General features: G+C 66.3%; 20 protein-coding genes. 6 read left to right on the top strand and 14 right to left on the bottom strand.

Annotated features, from left to right (window positions below; all coding sequences use genetic code 11):
- Positions 1-8 precede the first annotated feature (8 nt).
- The 8 genes from hprK to AC1DYM_RS14140 all read right to left on the bottom strand — a co-directional run bounded on the left by hprK (position 9) and on the right by AC1DYM_RS14140 (position 6,598).
- Entirely contained in the window at positions 9-959 is a 951-nt protein-coding gene (hprK, locus tag AC1DYM_RS14175; protein ID WP_477339341.1) for an HPr(Ser) kinase/phosphatase, read from the bottom strand.
- Positions 960-1,036: 77 nt separating this feature from the next.
- Complete coding sequence (gene hpf, locus AC1DYM_RS14170) at positions 1,037-1,387, bottom strand: ribosome hibernation-promoting factor, HPF/YfiA family (RefSeq protein ID WP_477339339.1); 351 nt, start codon at positions 1,385-1,387, stop codon at positions 1,037-1,039.
- Between the two features lie 117 nt (positions 1,388-1,504).
- Positions 1,505-2,986, bottom strand: a complete 1,482-nt coding sequence (locus AC1DYM_RS14165; RefSeq protein WP_477339337.1) for an RNA polymerase factor sigma-54 — start codon at positions 2,984-2,986, stop codon at positions 1,505-1,507.
- A 99-nt stretch (positions 2,987-3,085) separates the two neighbouring features.
- On the bottom strand, positions 3,086-3,805 hold the full coding sequence (gene lptB / locus AC1DYM_RS14160) for an LPS export ABC transporter ATP-binding protein (RefSeq protein ID WP_477339335.1): 720 nt from the start codon (positions 3,803-3,805) through the stop codon (positions 3,086-3,088).
- A gap of 4 nt (positions 3,806-3,809) precedes the next feature.
- A complete protein-coding gene (lptA, locus tag AC1DYM_RS14155) occupies positions 3,810-4,457 on the bottom strand; it encodes a lipopolysaccharide transport periplasmic protein LptA (RefSeq protein ID WP_477339333.1) in 648 nt (215 codons plus the stop codon).
- Positions 4,420-5,010 carry an LPS export ABC transporter periplasmic protein LptC gene (gene lptC, locus AC1DYM_RS14150; protein WP_477339405.1) on the bottom strand — a complete coding sequence of 197 codons (591 nt, stop codon included), beginning with the start codon at positions 5,008-5,010 and terminating at the stop codon, positions 4,420-4,422. Before lptC ends, lptA begins: the two co-directional genes overlap by 38 nt.
- Before the next feature lie 5 nt (positions 5,011-5,015).
- On the bottom strand, positions 5,016-5,564 hold the full coding sequence (locus AC1DYM_RS14145) for a KdsC family phosphatase (RefSeq protein ID WP_477339331.1): 549 nt from the start codon (positions 5,562-5,564) through the stop codon (positions 5,016-5,018).
- A gap of 20 nt (positions 5,565-5,584) precedes the next feature.
- The gene (locus AC1DYM_RS14140; protein WP_477339329.1) at positions 5,585-6,598 is read right to left on the bottom strand and encodes a KpsF/GutQ family sugar-phosphate isomerase; all 1,014 of its coding nucleotides are present in this window, start codon (positions 6,596-6,598) and stop codon (positions 5,585-5,587) included.
- 170 nt (positions 6,599-6,768) lie between these two features.
- On the opposite strand from AC1DYM_RS14140, the gene AC1DYM_RS14135 reads away from it, so the two are divergent.
- Together AC1DYM_RS14135 and murA are read left to right on the top strand one after the other, a co-directional pair.
- On the top strand, positions 6,769-7,008 hold the full coding sequence (locus tag AC1DYM_RS14135) for a BolA family protein (RefSeq protein ID WP_477339327.1): 240 nt from the start codon (positions 6,769-6,771) through the stop codon (positions 7,006-7,008).
- Between the two features lie 50 nt (positions 7,009-7,058).
- Positions 7,059-8,318, top strand: coding sequence for a UDP-N-acetylglucosamine 1-carboxyvinyltransferase (gene murA, locus AC1DYM_RS14130; protein WP_046966996.1), 1,260 nt, complete (start codon positions 7,059-7,061; stop codon positions 8,316-8,318).
- Between the two features lie 153 nt (positions 8,319-8,471).
- Here the strand turns inward: murA and AC1DYM_RS14125 are convergent, their stop codons facing one another.
- The 3 genes from AC1DYM_RS14125 to purM form a co-directional block, all read right to left on the bottom strand.
- Positions 8,472-9,173, bottom strand: a complete 702-nt coding sequence (locus tag AC1DYM_RS14125; RefSeq protein WP_477339324.1) for a DUF3108 domain-containing protein — start codon at positions 9,171-9,173, stop codon at positions 8,472-8,474.
- Positions 9,174-9,303: 130 nt separating this feature from the next.
- Positions 9,304-9,945, bottom strand: a complete 642-nt coding sequence (purN, locus tag AC1DYM_RS14120) for a phosphoribosylglycinamide formyltransferase (RefSeq protein WP_477339322.1) — start codon at positions 9,943-9,945, stop codon at positions 9,304-9,306.
- A 9-nt stretch (positions 9,946-9,954) separates the two neighbouring features.
- Complete coding sequence (gene purM / locus AC1DYM_RS14115) at positions 9,955-11,025, bottom strand: phosphoribosylformylglycinamidine cyclo-ligase (protein ID WP_477339320.1); 1,071 nt, start codon at positions 11,023-11,025, stop codon at positions 9,955-9,957.
- A gap of 104 nt (positions 11,026-11,129) precedes the next feature.
- On the opposite strand from purM, the gene AC1DYM_RS14110 reads away from it, so the two are divergent.
- The 3 genes from AC1DYM_RS14110 to hda are packed head-to-tail and all read left to right on the top strand — an operon-like array spanning position 11,130 to position 14,005.
- Positions 11,130-12,116, top strand: a complete 987-nt coding sequence (locus AC1DYM_RS14110; protein WP_477339318.1) for a DUF2066 domain-containing protein — start codon at positions 11,130-11,132, stop codon at positions 12,114-12,116.
- A gap of 45 nt (positions 12,117-12,161) precedes the next feature.
- Positions 12,162-13,319, top strand: coding sequence for an AI-2E family transporter (locus AC1DYM_RS14105; protein WP_477339316.1), 1,158 nt, complete (start codon positions 12,162-12,164; stop codon positions 13,317-13,319).
- A complete protein-coding gene (hda, locus tag AC1DYM_RS14100; protein ID WP_477339314.1) occupies positions 13,316-14,005 on the top strand; it encodes a DnaA regulatory inactivator Hda in 690 nt (229 codons plus the stop codon). Before AC1DYM_RS14105 ends, hda begins: the two co-directional genes overlap by 4 nt.
- Before the next feature lie 5 nt (positions 14,006-14,010).
- On the opposite strand, the gene AC1DYM_RS14095 is transcribed toward hda, so the two are convergent.
- Together AC1DYM_RS14095 and AC1DYM_RS14090 are read right to left on the bottom strand one after the other, a co-directional pair.
- On the bottom strand, positions 14,011-15,048 hold the full coding sequence (locus AC1DYM_RS14095) for a metallophosphoesterase (protein WP_477339312.1): 1,038 nt from the start codon (positions 15,046-15,048) through the stop codon (positions 14,011-14,013).
- Between the two features lie 266 nt (positions 15,049-15,314).
- Positions 15,315-16,118, bottom strand: coding sequence for an inositol monophosphatase family protein (locus tag AC1DYM_RS14090; RefSeq protein WP_477339310.1), 804 nt, complete (start codon positions 16,116-16,118; stop codon positions 15,315-15,317).
- Positions 16,119-16,252: 134 nt separating this feature from the next.
- Between AC1DYM_RS14090 and AC1DYM_RS14085 the strand changes: the two genes are divergently transcribed.
- Entirely contained in the window at positions 16,253-17,026 is a 774-nt protein-coding gene (locus AC1DYM_RS14085) for an RNA methyltransferase (RefSeq protein WP_477339308.1), read from the top strand.
- Between the two features lie 25 nt (positions 17,027-17,051).
- Here AC1DYM_RS14085 and AC1DYM_RS14080 read toward each other — a convergent pair whose 3' ends face one another.
- Positions 17,052-17,663 carry an exopolysaccharide biosynthesis protein gene (locus tag AC1DYM_RS14080; protein WP_477339306.1) on the bottom strand — a complete coding sequence of 204 codons (612 nt, stop codon included), beginning with the start codon at positions 17,661-17,663 and terminating at the stop codon, positions 17,052-17,054.
- Positions 17,664-17,669: the final 6 nt, after the last annotated feature.

Genomic DNA, 17,669 nt, shown 5'->3' with positions numbered 1-17,669 from the left:
CACGGGGGTCACCACGGTGGCAGCCGGCGCATCTGGTGCGCCTGGCGATCGATGAAGGTCTGTGCCGGGTCGATGCCCTTGCTCTTGAGTACATGACTGCGCACGGCGGCCTCGACGAGAACAGCGAGGTTGCGACCCGGCGCGACGGGAATGGTGATCTTGGGGACGTCCACGTCGAGCACGTTACGCCGACTGACGTCGCCGGTGAGGCGGGTCATCGCATCGGTCTCTTCGCCGACCAGCATCGGCTTGAGATGGATGACCAGGCGGAGATACTTCGAGGGCTTCACCGCGGTATGGCCGAACATCTCGCGGATATTCAGTACGCCCAGACCACGTACCTCGAGCAGATCCTGGAGCAGGTCGGGGCAGGCGCCGTCGATCACGTCGGGCGCGATCAGGGTGAACTCGGTGGCGTCGTCGGCGACCAGGCGATGACCACGGCTGACCAGCTCCAGCGCCAACTCGCTCTTGCCCGAGCCGGGCTCACCGGTGATCAGCACGCCGATCGAAAACACCTCGAGGAACACCCCGTGCAGGGTGACTCTCGGCGCGAGCGTGCGCGCCAGGTGGTATTGCAGGTAGGTGAGCAACTCGTGGCCGCGGCGGGTGCTCTGCCACAGCGGGGTATCGGTTTCCTCGGCGACTTCGCGCAGATCCGAGGGGATCGCCTGGTCCTTGGTGACGATGAGCGCAGCCGGCTGGTAGGCGGCGATCTTGTGGATCGCCTCCCAGCGCTGGCGCGGCTCCAGGCCGTCGAGGAAGTTGAGTTCCTCGGTGCCGATGATCTGCACCTTGTTCGGGTAGATCACGTTCAGGTAACCGACCAGGGACGGGCGGCGACTCTGCTTGGTGTTGGGTTCGAGCACGCGCGATTCGCCGCGCATGCCGGCGGCCCAACGCAGCGCCATGCGCTCGTGTACTCCGTCGAAGAGTTGTCTGGCGGTCAGCCGGTCCACGCTGGATCCCTTGAAATGGCGAAGCCGGCGCGAGGGCGCCGGCTGGGGCTATTGTGCCATCAAGCGTGGACGGGGGTTCAGGGCGTGGCGACGCGCGCGTCGCGGCCCTCGGTGTTGTGGTGATCCTTGAGCTTTTCCTTGTGCTTTTTCAGCTGGTCGGCAAGCTTGGCGATCATGGCGTCGATGGCTTTGTAGAGGGCGTCCGGCTTCTTTTCGTCCTCGAGACGCGCCACGCCGTCGGCGTGAAGGCGGACGCCGGCGCAATGGAGGGTGCCGCCGGCCTTGTGCTCGTTCTTGTCGACGGAGAGGACCACGTCGAGCGCAGTGATGTTGTCGAAAAGGCGTTCGAAGCGGCCGATTTGCTGCTCCACGCGCTCGCGCAGGGCGGGGGTGGGATGGATGTGCTGGCCGCTGATCTGGATTTGCATGACGCCTCCTTCTTGCTGAGGGTGCCGCCTTGGTGGCGACGAGTGCGGAACGACGGAGTGCCGTTCCTCAAGCCTGAAATGATGTGACCGTGGACCTCCGTGAGGGTTCCCCGCGCCTCAACTGGCGCGGACACGTTCGCTGGAACTGGGGATGCGCAGGGCTTCCCGGTACTTGGCTACCGTACGGCGGGCTACCTGAATTCCGCGTCGATGGAGTTCCTCGGCCAGGGCCTGGTCGGACAGCGGGCGCCGCGCGTCCTCGCCCGTGATGAGCTTGCGGAGCATGGCCTGGATCGCGGTGGCCGAGGCGCTGCCACCGTCCTCCGTGGCCACGCCACTGGAGAAGAAGTGCTTCAGTTCGAAGGTACCGCGCGGCGTGTGCATGTACTTGCGCGTCGTGACCCGGGAAATGGTCGATTCGTGCATGCCGACTTCCTCGGCCACCTCGCGCAGCACCAGCGGATGCATGGCCTCCGGGCCGTAGTCGAGGAAGGCGCTCTGCCGGCGCACGATCACGTCGGCCACCTTGGTCAGCGTCTCGGCGCGCGACTGCAGGCTCTTCAGCAGCCAGCGGGCTTCCTGGAGCTGGCCCTTCATCCAGGTGGCGTCGTCGCCCCGCGCGCGGGCGATGAGGTTGCAGTAATGCTGGTTGAGGCCCAGCCGGGGCTGGGCGTCGGGGTTGAGGCTCACCTGCCAGCGGCCGTTTTCGCGGCGCGCGTAGACGTCGGGGGCGACGTATTCCACGGGCGTGGCGTCCAGGGCGGAGCCGGGGCGTGGATCCAGGCTGCGGATCAGGGTGGCCGCGGCGGCGACGTCGTCCTCGGCGGCCTTGAGCTTGCGGGCGATCTTGGCTGCGTCGTTGCGCGCCAGGAGCTCGAGCTCATCGGTGACAACGCGGATGGCCAGGTCGCGATGCGGCGTATCCAGGGCGAACTGCGACAGCTGGCAGAGCAGGCAGTCACGGAGGTCCAGGCTGGCGATGCCGGTGGGGTCGAAGCGTTGCACGCGTTGGCGCACGCGCTCGATCTCCTCGGCGCTGGCAAGCAGCTCGGCGGGCAGGGCGGCTTCGACTGCCTCGACGCCGTCACGGAGGTAACCATCTTCATCGAGCGCGTGGATGATCGCGGTAGCGATCGCGTGGTCACGCGGCGAGAACTGGGACAGGTTGAGCTGCCACTCGAGATGCTGCTGGAGGCTCTCCGGCGCGGCGTTCTGCGGCTCGAAGCCGTCCTCATCACCGCTGCCTGAGCGCGAAGGCGCACCGGCGTAGTCCCCGGCTTCGCCATGGAAGCGATCGTCGTCCCACTCGGGAGCGAGCTCTTCCGAGGGTGTCGCAGTCGATTCTTCCTCGGCCTTGGAGGTCTTGGCGGGCAGTTCATCGCGTGACGGGAAGTCGGGACCGTCGTAGTCGCCATCCTCGGGCAACTCGGCCTCGGCCTCGGCATCCTCGGCGAACTCGAGCAGGGGATTGCTTTCCGCGATCTGGCGGAGCTCGGCCTCGAGCTCCAGCTGCGACAACTGAAGCAGGCGGATGGCCTGCTGCAGCTGGGGCGTCAGCGTGAGCTGCTGATGCAGGCGAAACTGAAGTCCGGGTTTCATGCCTTGGATGCGTGAGGTGTCGAATCCATCGTAACCCCTTGCGACCTTTCCAAACCAGCATTCCGGTGAGTCAGGCCCACCGGCCGAATAGACTATGTATCAGATACGGAATTCACGGCCCAGGTATACCTCACGCACCTTCTCGTCGGCGAGGATGTGCTGGGGCGTACCCCGGGACAGGACTTCGCCGTCATTGAGGATATACGCGCGGTCGCAGATGCCGAGCGTCTCACGGACGTTGTGATCGGTGATCAGCACGCCGATGCCGCGTTCCTTCAGGTGGCGGACGATGCGCTGGATCTCGCCGACCGAAATCGGATCGACGCCGGCAAAAGGTTCGTCCAGCAGCATGTAGCGCGGCCGTGCGGCCAGTGCGCGGGCGATTTCCACGCGGCGACGCTCGCCGCCGGACAGGCTGATGCCCTTCTGTTCGGCGATATGGGCGATTTTCAGCTCGTCGAGCAGGCTTTCCAGCTCTTCTTCACGCTGCCGGGTGGTCATGTTGTCGCGCAGTTCGAGCACGGCCATGATGTTGTCGGACACGCTGAGGCGTCGGAACACCGAGGCTTCCTGGGGCAGGTAGCCGATGCCGAGCTTGGCGCGGGCGTGCATGGGCAGGCCGGTGATGTCCTGTTGATCGAGCTTGATCGAGCCGGCATCGGCCTGGATCAGGCCGACCACCATGTAGAAACAGGTGGTCTTGCCGGCGCCGTTGGGGCCGAGCAGGCCGACCACTTCGCCTTCCCGGATGGAGAAGGCGAAATCGCGGACTACCTGGCGCGCGCGAAAGCGCTTCTGCAGGCCTTGGGCTGAAAGCATCGGGTCAGGGCTTCTTCGGCTGGGGCGGCTTGGCGGCCGTCGGTGTGGCGGGTGTGGCGGGAGCCGCGCCCGGAGGCGGGTTCTTCGGCTGGAAGACCATGTGCACGGGCTGCGGGCCGTTGCTCTCGCCCGTCATCGTGCTGTTGGTCGTGTTGTAGGTGATCTTGTCGCCGTCGCTCTGGTTGAGCTTGCTCTTGTCGGCGCCATCCGTCTGCTTGTCGACATGCGCGTTGCCGGTGAGCACGGCGATGCCGTTGCCGCTGTTGGACGGGTCCTCCGGCTTGTAGTCGATGTTGCTGGCGTGCCCCCGCATCAGCAGGTCCTGGTCGTCCAGCTGCTGCACCGTTGCCGGGTTGCCGTCGATGATGACGCGGATGATCTGGTTGTCGGCGTCGAGATAGCCGGTCGCCTTGTCGCCGGTGATCTTCAGCGTGCCCTGGGTCAGCAGTACGTTGCCGGTCCAGATCACCTTGCCCGGCTGGGTGCTGTTCGCCTGCTGCTGGGTGCCGTCGAACGACTTCGAGGTGACGTTGGTCGGCTGTGTGCGATCGGACTGCTTGGCGACGGCGGGCATGCTCGTGGCGAATGCCACGCCGAGCACCGCAAGCAGGACCTTAGCGCTTGCGCGGCGGGTAGACGGTGTGGACTGCATCGAGGAGCTCCAAATGCTTGGTATCGAGATTGGCGCGCATGCCAACGCCATCCATTGTAGAGGCTCCCTGAACGATCCGGGCCGCCTCCGCCGTCTCCAGACGGTTCTCCTTCGGCCACGCGGTGACCTCGGAGGTATCGATGCTGGCCGGCGGGTTCTGCTCGAAGGCGATGCGGTCCATATGGACCTTGCCCTGCAGCTTGAGCAGACTGCCGTCCTTGTTCACCCAGCCGTATTCCGAATGCCCTTTCCAGGGCGGCGCCGTCAGGTCCTTGGTCGGTGGCAGGACGAAGTCGGGCGCGTTGATGTACAGCGACTCGTCGTCTTCGCGGCGCTCCAGGTGGGGCGCGATCAGCTTGAAGGCTGGCTGGCCGAAGTCGTTGTAGGAATCGAGATTGAAGTTGGTGAGCACGTAGCCCGAGCGCGGCGGTCCGACGAAGTCGTCGACCTTCTTCTCGGGGGCGACCCAGTAATAGAGCAGGACGCTGGCACCGAGCAGCGCGGCGAGCACGCCGGCGACCCCCGCGGCGCTGCGGTCCTTGAACAGGAGCATCAGGTTCACAACCAGCGATCCCGCTCGGCTTCGGCCTTGCCCTGGGCGGCGAGGATCAGGTCGGCCACCTCGCGGGCGGCACCGTAGCCACCGGACAGGCGGGTGCGGACGTGCGCGCGCTCGGCCACCCAGGGGTGGGCGTTGGCGACCGCCACGGCGAGTCCCGCGATGCCCATGGCAGCGAGATCGGGCAGGTCGTCGCCGACGAAGGCGGATTGCTCGGGCGTCAGGCGCAGGGCGTCCAGCAGCTCGGTGAGGCAGGCCCGCTTGTCTTTCTGGCCCTGGTAAACGTGTTGGATACCCAGTTCCTCCGCGCGCAACGACACCGGATGACTGATGCGGGCGGTGATGATGGCGACCTTGATGCCGTTTTCCTGCAGGCGCTTCAGGCCCAGGCCGTCGTGGACGTGGAAAACCTTGGTCTCGCGGCCGTCTTCGGCGTACCACAGGCGGCCGTCGGTGAGCGTCCCGTCCACGTCGAAAACGACCACGCGTACTCGGGCGGCGCGCTCGGCGACATCGGCGGGAATCTCGGTGTAATGCGTGTAGGGCATGGGCTTCTGGTGGCTGGGCGTCAGACGACGCGGGCGCGGAGCAGGTCGTGGATATTCAGTGCGCCGACCACACGCCCGTCGGCATCGGTGACCAGCAGCGCGTTGATCTGGTGTTTTTCCATCAGCTGCGCCGCTTCCACGGCAAGCTTGTCCGAGCCGATGGTCTTCGGCCCCCGGGTCATCAGCTGGGCGACGGTCGCGCTGCGCAGGTCGATGCCGTGGTCGTCGAGACAGCGGCGAAGGTCACCGTCGGTGAAGACGCCCAGCAGGACGCCATCGTCATCGACCACGGCGGTCATGCCCAGGTGCTTGCGGCTCATCTCGACGAGCGCTTCGCTGAGCGTGGCATCGCGGCGGACGCGAGGAACATCGTCCCCGGCATGCATGACATCGGCGATGTGCAGGAGCAGGCGGCGGCCAAGACTGCCGGCCGGATGCGAGCGCGCGAAGTCGTCGGAGGTGAAGCCACGGGCCTCGAGCAGGGCGACGGCGAGCGCATCGCCCATGACCAGGGCCGCCGTGGTGCTGGCGGTAGGGGCCAGGCCGTGCGGGCAGGCCTCGGAGCTCACGCTGCCATCGATATTGACGTCGGCCTGCCGGGCCAGTGACGACGTCGGGTTGCCCGTGATCGCGATCAGCCGAATGCCCTGGCGCTTGATCGCGGGAAGGATGAAGAGCAGTTCGTCAGTCTCGCCGGAGTAGGAGATTCCGAGCAGGATATCGTCCGGCTGGATCATGCCGAGATCGCCATGGCTGGCCTCGCCCGGGTGGACGAAGAACGACGGCGTACCCGTTGACGCCAGCGTGGCGGCGATCTTGCGCGCGATATGGCCGCTCTTGCCCATGCCGGAGACGACCACGCGGCCCTTGCAGGCCAGGATCATCCGGCAGGCCGCCACGAAGGAGGCGTCGACCTTCTCTTCCAGGGCGCGGATGGCCGCTGCCTCGGTGACGATCACGGTACGCGCACTACGGACGACGATATCGGCGTTCACGAGCGGGTGATCGAGAGGCGGTGCGGTGCGGGCATTCATGCGGCCTCGGGGGTCCGGGTTGGGGCGTTTGACCCGGGATGTCCATTTCTGCGACACCGGATTTCCATTACCATTACATATTCTCATTTTATCGTCGCCGCCATCGAACGGTGGTTCAGGGTCCGTTTCGGAACCCTTCGGCCTGGCGACCCCCTTCCAACGGAGAATCCATGGACGCTGCACGCATCCAGGCATTGATCGAAGCCGGCCTGCCCGGTGCCCTGGTGAACGTTCGCGGCGACGACGGCGTGCACTTCGAGGCTGACGTGATCTCGGATCAGTTCGCCGGCAAGCTTCCGCTGGCCCGTCACCGCCTTGTCTACGCCACCCTCGGCGACCTTATGGGCGGTGCCATCCACGCCCTGGGCCTGAAGACCCTCACTCCCGACGAGGCCGCCGGCCGCCGCTGACGCGCGCCGCGACGCCCTTCGCACGATCCCCTCTCTAGGTATTCGACAACATGGCCAAGATCCTTATCACCGGCGGTAATCCGCTTGTGGGCGATGTAAGCATTTCCGGCGCGAAGAACGCCGTTTTGCCCATCCTCGCTTCCTGCCTGCTCGCCGACGAACCGGTAAGCATCGGCAACGTGCCCCACCTGCACGACGTCACCACCTTCATCGAACTGCTCGGCCGCATGGGCGTGCGCGTGGTGCTGGACGATCGCATGAAGATGCATATCGACCCGCGTCCCGAGAATTCCTGCGTGGCACCGTACGAACTGGTCCGCACCATGCGTGCGTCGATCCTCGTGCTCGGCCCGCTGGTCGCCCGTTTCGGCAAGGCCGAGGTCTCGCTTCCCGGTGGTTGCGCGATCGGCTCGCGTCCGGTGGACCAGCACATCCGTGGCCTGCAGGCGCTGGGCGCCGAGATCACGGTGGAAAATGGCTTCATCAAGGCGAAGGCAGGCCGCCTGAAGGGCGCCCGCATCGTCATGGACATGGTCACCGTCACCGGTACCGAGAACATCCTGATGGCCGCCACCCTGGCCTCGGGCACGACGATCATCGAGAACGCCGCGCAGGAGCCCGAGGTGGTCGACCTCGCGCATTGCCTGATGGCGATGGGCGCGAAGATCGACGGCGTCGGTACCTCCACGCTCATCGTCGAAGGTGTCGAGCGCCTGCACGGCGCTCACTATGAAGTGCTGCCCGACCGCATCGAAACCGGCACCTTCCTCGTCGGTGCCGCGATGACCGGCGGCAAGGTACGTGCGCGCGGCGCGCGTCCCGACACCCTGGACGCCGTGCTGCAGAAGCTCGAGGAATCCGGCGCGCATATCAGCACGGGCAAGGACTGGATCGAGCTCGACATGGGCGGCCGCCGCCCGAAGGCCGTCAACCTCGTCACCGCGCCGTACCCGGCGTTCCCGACCGATATGCAGGCTCAGTTCACCGCGCTGAACTGCGTCGCGGAAGGCGTGGGTGTGATCACCGAGACGGTGTTCGAGAACCGCTTCATGCACGCGCTGGAGCTGCAGCGCCTCGGTGCGGATATCCGTCTCGAAGGCAACACGGCGATCATCACCGGCGTGCCGAAGATGAGTGGCGCGCCGATCATGGCCACCGACCTGCGCGCCTCGGCCTGTCTGGTCCTCGCCGGCCTGGTCGCCGAGGGCGACACGACGGTCGACCGCGTGTACCACATCGATCGCGGCTACGAGAACATCGAGGAAAAGCTGGGCGTTCTCGGCGCGACGATTCGCCGCCTGCCGGGCTGATCGATCCGCTTGCGGGACCAGAAAAAGGCCGGCTTTCACCGGCCTTTTTTTGTTGCCCGGTAGGAGCCGATTCATCGGCGATCCCGCGACAGCGGGTCGGGGTGGCGCGAGCACCCAATCGCCGATGAATCGGCCCCTACAACAGCCGCGGTTTTAGTTGCCCTTGAAGCTCACCAGCTCCAGTGTCAGGTCGCCGCCATCCTTCTGCGCCAGCTTCACCGGCACCGGGTACTTCGTCGGCACGTACCACGCACTGAAGGTGGCCGCCTGATCCGAACGGTCCACGCGCTGGGCATCGAACGAGCCGGCGGGAACGGTGACCTTCTCCTTGCCCGAGACCTTGAACGACTGGTTCTCCACGGCCTGCTTCACGGCGACGGGGAAGGTGACCTGCTGCTGCCCCGCTGCCAATGCGACGCCAAGCGCCAGCGGGAGCGTATTGCGCTCGACCATGTTCGGCACGGCGGTGTAGCTGTAGCTCTTCTTGGTGTCCTGCACCTGGACGGTGTTGCCCTGGATGGTCAGGTCACGCGTCTTGCTCTTGAACGACGAGTCCAGCTGGTAGTGGTAGCTGATCGCAGCCGGCACCTTGCCGGACCAGGCGAAACGCGAGGTCTCGATCACGTTGGCACCCACGGCCGCCGCAAGGCCACCGGTGCCCTTGGTCTGGTTGCTGTATTCGTACTGGCCACCGCCGACGGACTTGAGGGTGATGGTCGCGTCGCCGAGCGGGTCGCCGCCCTGCAGCACGTGATACGTCGCGGTGAAGGACTGCGGTACGTCCGCGGCGAAAGCGGCGACGGGCAGGGCGAGGGCCAGCGCAAGGCCGGCGCGGAGCAGGGGAGTGGTCTTCATGACGCCAAGTCTAGCGGCGGCGCCTGAATGGTGGGCAAGGGCCGCCGCTGTTGGTAGGAGCCGATTCATCGGCGATCCCGCGGCAGCGGGCCGGGTTGCCGCGAGCACCCAATCGCCGCTGAATCGGCTCCTACGGAAGGAGCGTCGCGATATCCAGCGGAGAGGCGAGCGGCACGCCATCGAAGATGGCCTGGCCATCCCAGCGCAGCCGGCCGCTGGCGATGGCGGCGACAACGACGGGCAACAGGCGGTGTTCTTCGACCAGCAGCCGCGAGGCCAGCGAGGCCTCGGTGTCGTCGGCGTGCACGGCGATACGGGCCTGCGCGACCACCGGGCCGCCATCCAGTTCGGCGGTGACGAAGTGGACGCTGGCACCGTGTTCGGCATCGCCGGCTTCGAGACACCGGCGATGCGTATGCAGGCCGCGATACTTCGGCAGCAGGGACGGATGCACGTTGATTGCCCGGCCTTCCCAGTCGGCGACCACGTCGGCGTCGATGATCCGCATGAAGCCGGCCAGGACCAGCAGGTCCGCGCCGGCGTCGGCGACGCGGCCGAACAGCGCGCGATCGAAATCGCTACGCGTAGGGTAGTCACGTGGATTGAGGGAAACCGTAGGAATGCCGGCCCCTGCAGCCACGGTCAGGGCGCCAGCCGACGCTTTATCGCTGCCGACGAGTACGAACTCGACCGGCAGCCGCGCGGCGATCAGCGCGGCCAGATTGCTGCCGCGCCCGGAGGCGAGCGCGGCGACACGCAGGGGTCGATCCACGGGAGCGGATCAGGCGATGTGGACGCGCTCGTCGCCGCTCGCGGCAACGACCGAGCCGATCGCCCAGGAGGCGAGACCGTGGGCGGCCAACGCGGCCTTGGCGGCGTCGACCTGGTCCTGGGCCAGCAGCACGGTGAAGCCGATGCCGCAGTTGAACGTGCGCCACATTTCCTCGCGGGCGACGTTGCCTTCGCGCTGCAGCCACTGGAACACCGGCGGCAGCTCCCACGACGACGCATCGATGCTCAGGCCGAGGCCGTCGGGCACGACGCGGATGATGTTTTCCTTGAGGCCGCCGCCCGTGACATGGGCCATGCCGTGCACATCGACCTTGGTCAGCAGGTCGAGGATCGGCTTCACGTAGATCGTCGTCGGCGCCATCAGGGCGTCGCCCAGCGTCACGCCACCGATGTCCAGGTCGAGCGGTGAGCCGGCGCGCTCGAGGATCTTGCGGATCAGCGAGTAACCGTTGGAATGCGGGCCGGAGGCGGCCACGCCGAGGATGACGTCACCGGCGACGATCGTCGAGCCATCGTTCATGGCGGATTTTTCGACCGCGCCCACGGTGAAGCCGGCGAGGTCGTACTCGCCCGGCGGGTACATGTCAGGCATCTCGGCGGTTTCGCCGCCRATCAGGGCGCAACCGGCCAGCTCGCAGCCACGGGCGATGCCGCTGATGACCGAAGCGGCGGTGTCGACGTCGAGTTTGCCGGTGGCGAAATAGTCGAGGAAGAACAGCGGCTCGGCACCCTGGACCAGCACGTCGTTGACGCACATGCCCACCAGGTCGATGCCGATGGTGTCGTGACGACCCAGGTGCTGGGCCAGCTTGAGCTTGGTACCCACGCCATCGGTACCCGAGACCAGGACCGGCTCCCTGTAACGACCTGAGAGGTCGAACAGGCCACCGAAGCCACCGAGTCCGCCCATGACTTCAGGACGGAAGGTCCGCTTGACCATCGGCTTGATGCGTTCGACGAGGGCGTTGCCGGCATCGATATCGACGCCTGCATCGCGATAGGTGAGGGAGCCCTGGTCGGAGGACATAAGCGATACCGGCGCGTATTGGAAACCGTGCATGATAGCAGCAAGCGACCCCGCGGCCTTGCCCTGCACGCCGTCTGGATGGACGGCATGGCAAGGTTTGGGCAGACTCCCCGTCTTCACAGAGCGACGCCACAACCATGCGCCCAGCCCGTTTCCTCGCCTTCCTGATGCTCTTCCTGCTGTCCTTCGTCGGCACGGCGGCGGCGCAGACCGCGATCTATACGGTGACGGTGCCGGTGGCCGACACCAGCGCCGCGGTGCGCGATCAGGCGTTTGCCAACGGCCTGACCCAGGTGCTCGCCCGGGCATCCAACGGCGCGGATCCTCGCGCCAAGCCGGGCTATGCCGACGCGATCAAGCAGCCCGGTGGCCTTGTCCAGCAGTATCAATACGCCCGCACAGGTGGTGCCAACGGCGCGCCGCTGAGCCTCGACATCGTCTTCGACCCCGGTGCGATCCGCCGCGTGCTGGCCGTCGGCGACGCCGCCGCGGCGGCCCCGAAGGCGCCGGTGCTGGTCATCGCCCGCGACGCGAGTGGCAAGCTGCTCGGCCAGCAGGACCTGCTCCCGTTGTCGCAGATGGCCGACACCCGGGGCTACCGGACGGTCCTGCCCAAGCCGGATGCCACCCTGGACGCCAATGCCATCGCCGGTGGCGACCCCGCCGCGATCGCGACGGTGGCGCGCCAGTACAACACCGCCGTGATCCTCGTCGGCAAGGTCGGCGGCGACCAGACGGACTGGACCCTGGTCTCGGCTGGTCGCACGAGCAACTGGAAAGACAGTGGCGAGGCGCGCGCGGCGTTGCTTACCAATGGCGCCAACGCCATGGCGGACAAGCTGGATCGCCAGTTCGCGGCGACCCAGGGCGGCAGCTCCAGCGGCAAGGTATGGGTGTCGGGCCTGCGCTCGGCCAGCGACTACGCCGGTCTGTTGTCGACCTTCCAGAATGACCCGGCGGTGAAGTCGGTCGCCCCGGTCGGTGCCACCGCCGACGGCGTGCTGTTCAACGTGAGTGCCACCGCGCCGCTGGCCCGCCTGATCGCTGGCTACGCCTCGGCCGGACATGTCCTTGCCGCCGACGCCCACGACGGCGCCGACCTGGCCGTTCGCTGGATCCCTTGATCCACGACAATGGCGGCGACCTTTTTATGTCGAAACTGGAATCGCATGACTCACGACACTTCGCGCCGCTGGCAGATGCTTGCGATCGCCGCCGTCATCATCTTCGTGATCTGGCTGCTGGCGCCGGTGCTCATGCCCTTCGCGGTCGCCGCGATGCTCGCCTACCTCGGTGACCCGCTGGCGGATCGCCTGCAGCGGCTGGGCATGGGACGCACGTGGGCGGTCAGTATCGTCTTCACCGTCATCGCGTTGGTCTTCATCGGCGCGTTGCTCCTTCTGGTCCCGCTGATCCAGCACCAGTTCGAGAACCTCGCCGAGAACCTGCCGCGTTACGTCGAATGGGCCAAGAGCACGGCCCTGCCGTGGATCCAGCAACGCCTGCATCTGGATGCCGACGTCTTCGACAGCGATCGCCTGATCGCGACGATCAAGGAGCACATCGGCTCGGTCAGCAGCGTGCTGGCGACGGCGGTGGCCAAGGTGTCGCAGTCCGGCATGGGCATCGTCATGTGGCTGACCAACCTCGTCCTGATCCCGGTGGTCGCGTTCTACCTGCTACGCGACTGGGACACGATGATCGCGCACATCCAGCGCCTGCTGCCGCGTTCGATCGAACCGACCGTCGTGCGCCTGTCGCGTGAGTCGGACCAGGTGCTTGGCGCCTTCGTCCGCGGCCAGCTGCTGGTGATGCTCGCGCTCGGCGTGTTCTACGGCCTCGGGCTGACGCTGTGCGGCATCTCGATCGGTCCGTTGATCGGCATGGTCGCCGGCTTGCTCAGCTTCGTGCCTTACCTTGGTTTCATGATCGGCTTCGTCGCCGCGATGATTGCCGCCCTCGTGCAGTACGGCGACTGGACCCACGTGATCCTGGTGGCTGTCGTGTTCACCATCGGCCAGTTGCTCGAAGGCTACGTGCTGGTGCCGCGCCTGGTCGGCGGCAAGATCGGCCTGCATCCGGTGGCGGTGATCTTCGCCGTGCTCGCCGGCGGCCATCTGTTCGGTTTTCTCGGCGTGCTGCTCGCGCTGCCGGCCGCGTCGGTGGTGGTGGTGCTCATGCGTTACGTCTTTGCGCGTTACCGCGAGAGCGACCTCTACACAGAGCCTGCCGTCGTGGCCGAGCCGGAACGCATCGATGTGGATGTCGACGTGGATGTCAGCGTAAAGCCCGTCCGTCCCACCATCCCGGATGACGGCGGTCCATGACGACCCAGCTTCCCCTCGCGCTGCGCTGGCCGCGCCGCCAGCGATTCGAGCACTTTCATGCCGGTGAAAACGCGGTAGCGGTCGAAGCGGTTCGCGCCGCGGCGGTCGACCCCGTGGCGCCCTGGGTGTTCGTTGCCGGGCCCGTCGGTAGCGGACGCACGCATTTGCTTATCGCTGCCTGCCAGGCGGCGATCGATGCAGGACGCACGGCGCAATACCTGCCTTTGGCAGGGCTGCGCGGTTCGCGTGCGGCTGCCATTCGTGGCATGGCCGGCAGCGATGTGCTGGCGATCGACGATGTCGATTCAATTGCCGGCGAGGCCGACGCCGAACATGCGCTGTTCGACACCTTCAACCGCTATCGCGCCGATGGCTGCACCTTGCTGTTCGCCTCCGTGGCGGCGCCGGTGTCGCTGGAGATCGTATTGCCCGATCTTCGTTCGCGGCTGGGCTCGCTCACGCAGGCGCTGTTGAAGCCGTTGGCCGACGTCGAACGTCGCCAGGTTCTGCGCGACCACGCGGCCGGTCGTGGCATCGAGCTCGACGACACCGTGCTCGACTGGCTGTTCGCACACCACGCACGCGATCTCGGTGCCTTGCTCGACCTGCTCGATACGCTCGACCGCGCATCGCTCGCCGCCCAGCGACGCGTCACCGTGCCCTTCCTGCGCAACCTGCTCAAATAAGACCTTCAGCGGTTGTGATGGACGGGCACGGTGTCGATCAGCTTCTTCTGCTCGGGGTTGTTCTCGCGCACGCCGTACACTTTCAGCACCTCGGCATCCGTATCGTGCTCGACGATCAGGTAGGTGCGCTGCGAGGCCGAGCCACTGAGGAAGACGGGAACGTTGCCGAGGCTGCCATAGCGGCCCATGGTCCGATGCAGGTGTCCCGCAAAAATGGCGGCGATGTCGGCATTCATGACCCGTCTTGCGAAATCGCCGTCGAACATCGTCGGGTCGTGCATGTGGATGATGCCGAAGTCGTACTTGCGGTCCGTCCAGTCGCCGAAGGCGGGTTTATCGAGCCTGTTCTGGATCAGGTTGGCCAGCCACGCCAGCGATGAGTCGATCTCGTAGCGTCCCTTGGTGATGCCCTCGGTGGTCTCGAAAGTCACCCGGTAATCCGGATAGTTGTTGAGCTGGATGCTCAACACGCGATCGAGTCCGCGCGCGTGGACGGCATAGGCAAGACTGCCCCGATAGAGCGTCGTAAACGCGCCGGGTGTCACGGAGTAGTCGAAGGCGACCTTGCCGGCTTTGGCGGTGACGTGCCTGACGAGATCGCCGATGCTGTCCCGCGCGCAGCCGTTGTTGTAGCAGCCCGAGCCATTTTCCTTGCGAATGTTGTTGTCGTAATCGTGGTTGCCCAGGCCCAGGTGCACGTTGTCGCCGAGTATCGGCAGGAGTCGCGCCATGACGCTGCGCTGGTTGCCGTGACCGTACGCGGTCAGGTCGCCGTTGACGAACACCGGGATGTCTTCGCCGGGGCGTGCCGCGCGATACGCGGCGATGCTTCGGTACTGTTCGGTGATCAGGGCTTCGGAACGACGGTCGCGTTCACTGTCGCTCTCCTGGGCTCCACGGTCGGTCACGTCCGTCCAGGGGTATTGAGGATCGGAGGTCACGATCATCGTCTGGATGCGAGCGACTGCATTTGCGCCGAAGCCGAGGCTGGCGAAGGCGATCGCCAGGGTCAGGGCAGGGCGGGTGACGGTTTTTCTTGGCACGGCCTATCTTCCTTGTGTCGGTGCGGATGCATGCGAACGTCCGGTTCGCAGCGACAGAGTAGACGGACGGCGCGCCAGCGCCTGTAGGCGGGCACCGCGGGTGTCTTAGGTCTAGGACGACATCGGCTCGTGGCGTCGACCTGGGTTGCATGTCCTGTGATCCAAACGCAAAGCGCGCGCCCTGTCAGGGGCGCGCGCTTTGCGAGGCGATTGCGGGGAAGTAGCCCCAGGTGTTGCCAGGCACTTCGCCTACATCACGTGTCGGCTCAAACCCCGAGCAAGCGGGCCGTGGCGTTGGCCTTGATCACGTCGGTCATCGCGGCGGCGACCTTGTGATTGCCGGCGATGATGTTGCCGCTCTCGGGCAGGCCTTCGCGGCCGCCGAAGTCGTTGTAGACACCACCGGCCTCGCGGACCAGCAGGGCGCCCGCGGCGATGTCCCAGATGTTCAGTGCCGGCTCGAAGAAGCCGTCGACGCGACCGGATGCCACGTAGGCCAGGTCCAGTGCCGCCGAACCCATACGCCGGATGTCTTCGGCTTCGGCGAGGAGGGCGGCCGTCATTGCCAGCTGCGGTTCCAGGTGGTTGCGGGCGCGATACGGATAGCCGGTGGCGATCAGCGCACCCGACAGGCCTTCGCGCTTGCCCACGCGGATGCGGCGGTCGTTGAGGTAGGCGCCATCGCCCTTGCTGGCGGTGAAAAGCTCATCGCGCAGTGGGTCGAAAACCACGCCGTACACCGGCTCGCCCTTTTCGACCAGGGCGATGGAGACGCAGAAGTGGGGGATGCCACGCAGGTAATTGTGCGTGCCGTCGAGCGGATCGATGACCCAGGTCAGCGGCCCCTTGCCGATCTGCCCCAACTCTTCGCCAAGAATGGCGTGGGTCGGGTAGGCGCGACGAAGTTCCTTCACGATCTCGGCTTCGGCGAGGCGATCGACTTCGGAAGCGAAGTCCATACGCTGCTTCTCGACGACCGCGAGGCCCTCGAGGCGATTCATGTAGCGCAGGATGATGTTTCCTGCGGAGCGCGCGGCGCGCGCCGCAACGTTGACGGCGGGTCTGGGCATGGGGATCGACTTGGTAAAAGAACAGGTGAGCGCGGTCGAGCCGCGTCGGTCGGGCAGTTTAACACTGCCTTGCGGCTCACCCAAGTCATTGCCGTTGTAGACTTTCCGGTCCTACCGTTCAGCCCCTCGACGCCATGGCCCTTTCCGAGCTCAACGACCGCCTCCGTTTCGTCCTTGTACGCACCTCGCATTCGGGCAACATCGGCTCCGCGGCCCGCGCCATGCGCACCATGGGCTTCGACCGGCTGACCCTGGTCGCCCCGCAGCGTTTCCCCGATCCGGAGGCGACCGCCCTGGCCGCCGGCGCGGACGATGTGCTCGCCAAGGCTTCCATCCAGGAGGACGTGGTCGCTGGCCTGGCAGGCACGACCTTCGCCCTTGGCCTCTCGGCGCGCCGTCGCGGGGTGAACATTCCCGAGCTGGATCCCCGTGAGGGCGTGGCCCAGGCCATCGCCGCCGCCCGCCGGGGCGAACAGGTCGCCCTGGTCTTCGGCAACGAGCGCACCGGCCTGGAGAATGACGAACTGTCGCGCTGCCACGCGATGATCCGCATCCCCAGCGTGGACGACTTCAGTTCGCTGAATCTTTCGCAGGCGGTGCAGGTGGTGGCCTACGAGCTTCGTTCGGCCCTGCTGGCGGACGAGGCGACCGACACGAAGGCCCCGGAAGTGGTCCCCGATCCCGATGAAGTCCCGGCCGACGCCGAGCAGCTCGAGCGGTTCTTCACCCATCTGGGTCAGATGCTCGACGACATCGAGTTCCACAAGGGCCGCTCGCCGGTAACGATCATGCTGAAGCTGCGCAAGCTGTTCCTGCGGGCCCGCCCCGAACTGCGCGAACTTCGTATCCTCCACGGCATCCTTGCCGACGCCCAGCGGATGGCGGAGCTCGCTCACAAGAAGGATTGACCGGGTCGCCGGACGTTTCTGGGGCTTAGAACAGGTCGCTCACCAGCCCCGCCAGCGCGCGGCTGAACGTCGCCGAGGCGATGACGATGGCCAGGGTCGCCGTCCATACGCCGATCAGCAGCGCGCCATCGCGCTCCACCAGCGCAAAGGCGAAGGCGATCAGCATGCCGCCGAACAGGTAGTTGGTGAACGGGATCGGCAGGGCGAGCAGGACGCCGATGAGGATCATGATCCCGCCGGAAAGCAGGGTGAACGGGCGGCGCGTCAGCCGTTGCAGGCGGGGTCTGCACACCGTTTCGAGGCGTCGGGTGATCGGCTCCGCGCGGTCGAGGAAACGCAACAGGCCCTCGCGGGACAGCGTGCGTCGCCTGAGAAATCCCGGAATCCAGGGATGCTCGAGGCCGATCAGCATCTCCACGCCCAGCGCGATCACCATCACGCCCATGATTCCCCCGATGCCCAGCGGCACCGGGATGAAGTTGGGGATGGCGAGAAGGAGCAGCAGGAAACCGAAAGCGCGACGCTTCAGGGGTTCGAGCAGTGACGCGACGTCGATACGGTCCTCGGGCGCGTCGAGCAACGCCCTGCGAAGGAGGGCGGTGGTTTTATCCTCACGAGGCTCGGGGGAGGCGGTCATGCGGGG

The sequence above is a fragment of the Luteibacter sp. P1_D3 genome (assembly GCF_056406135.1).
The sequence above is the reverse complement of the archived record's forward strand: the minus strand, read 5'-3'. Positions and strand labels throughout refer to the sequence as shown.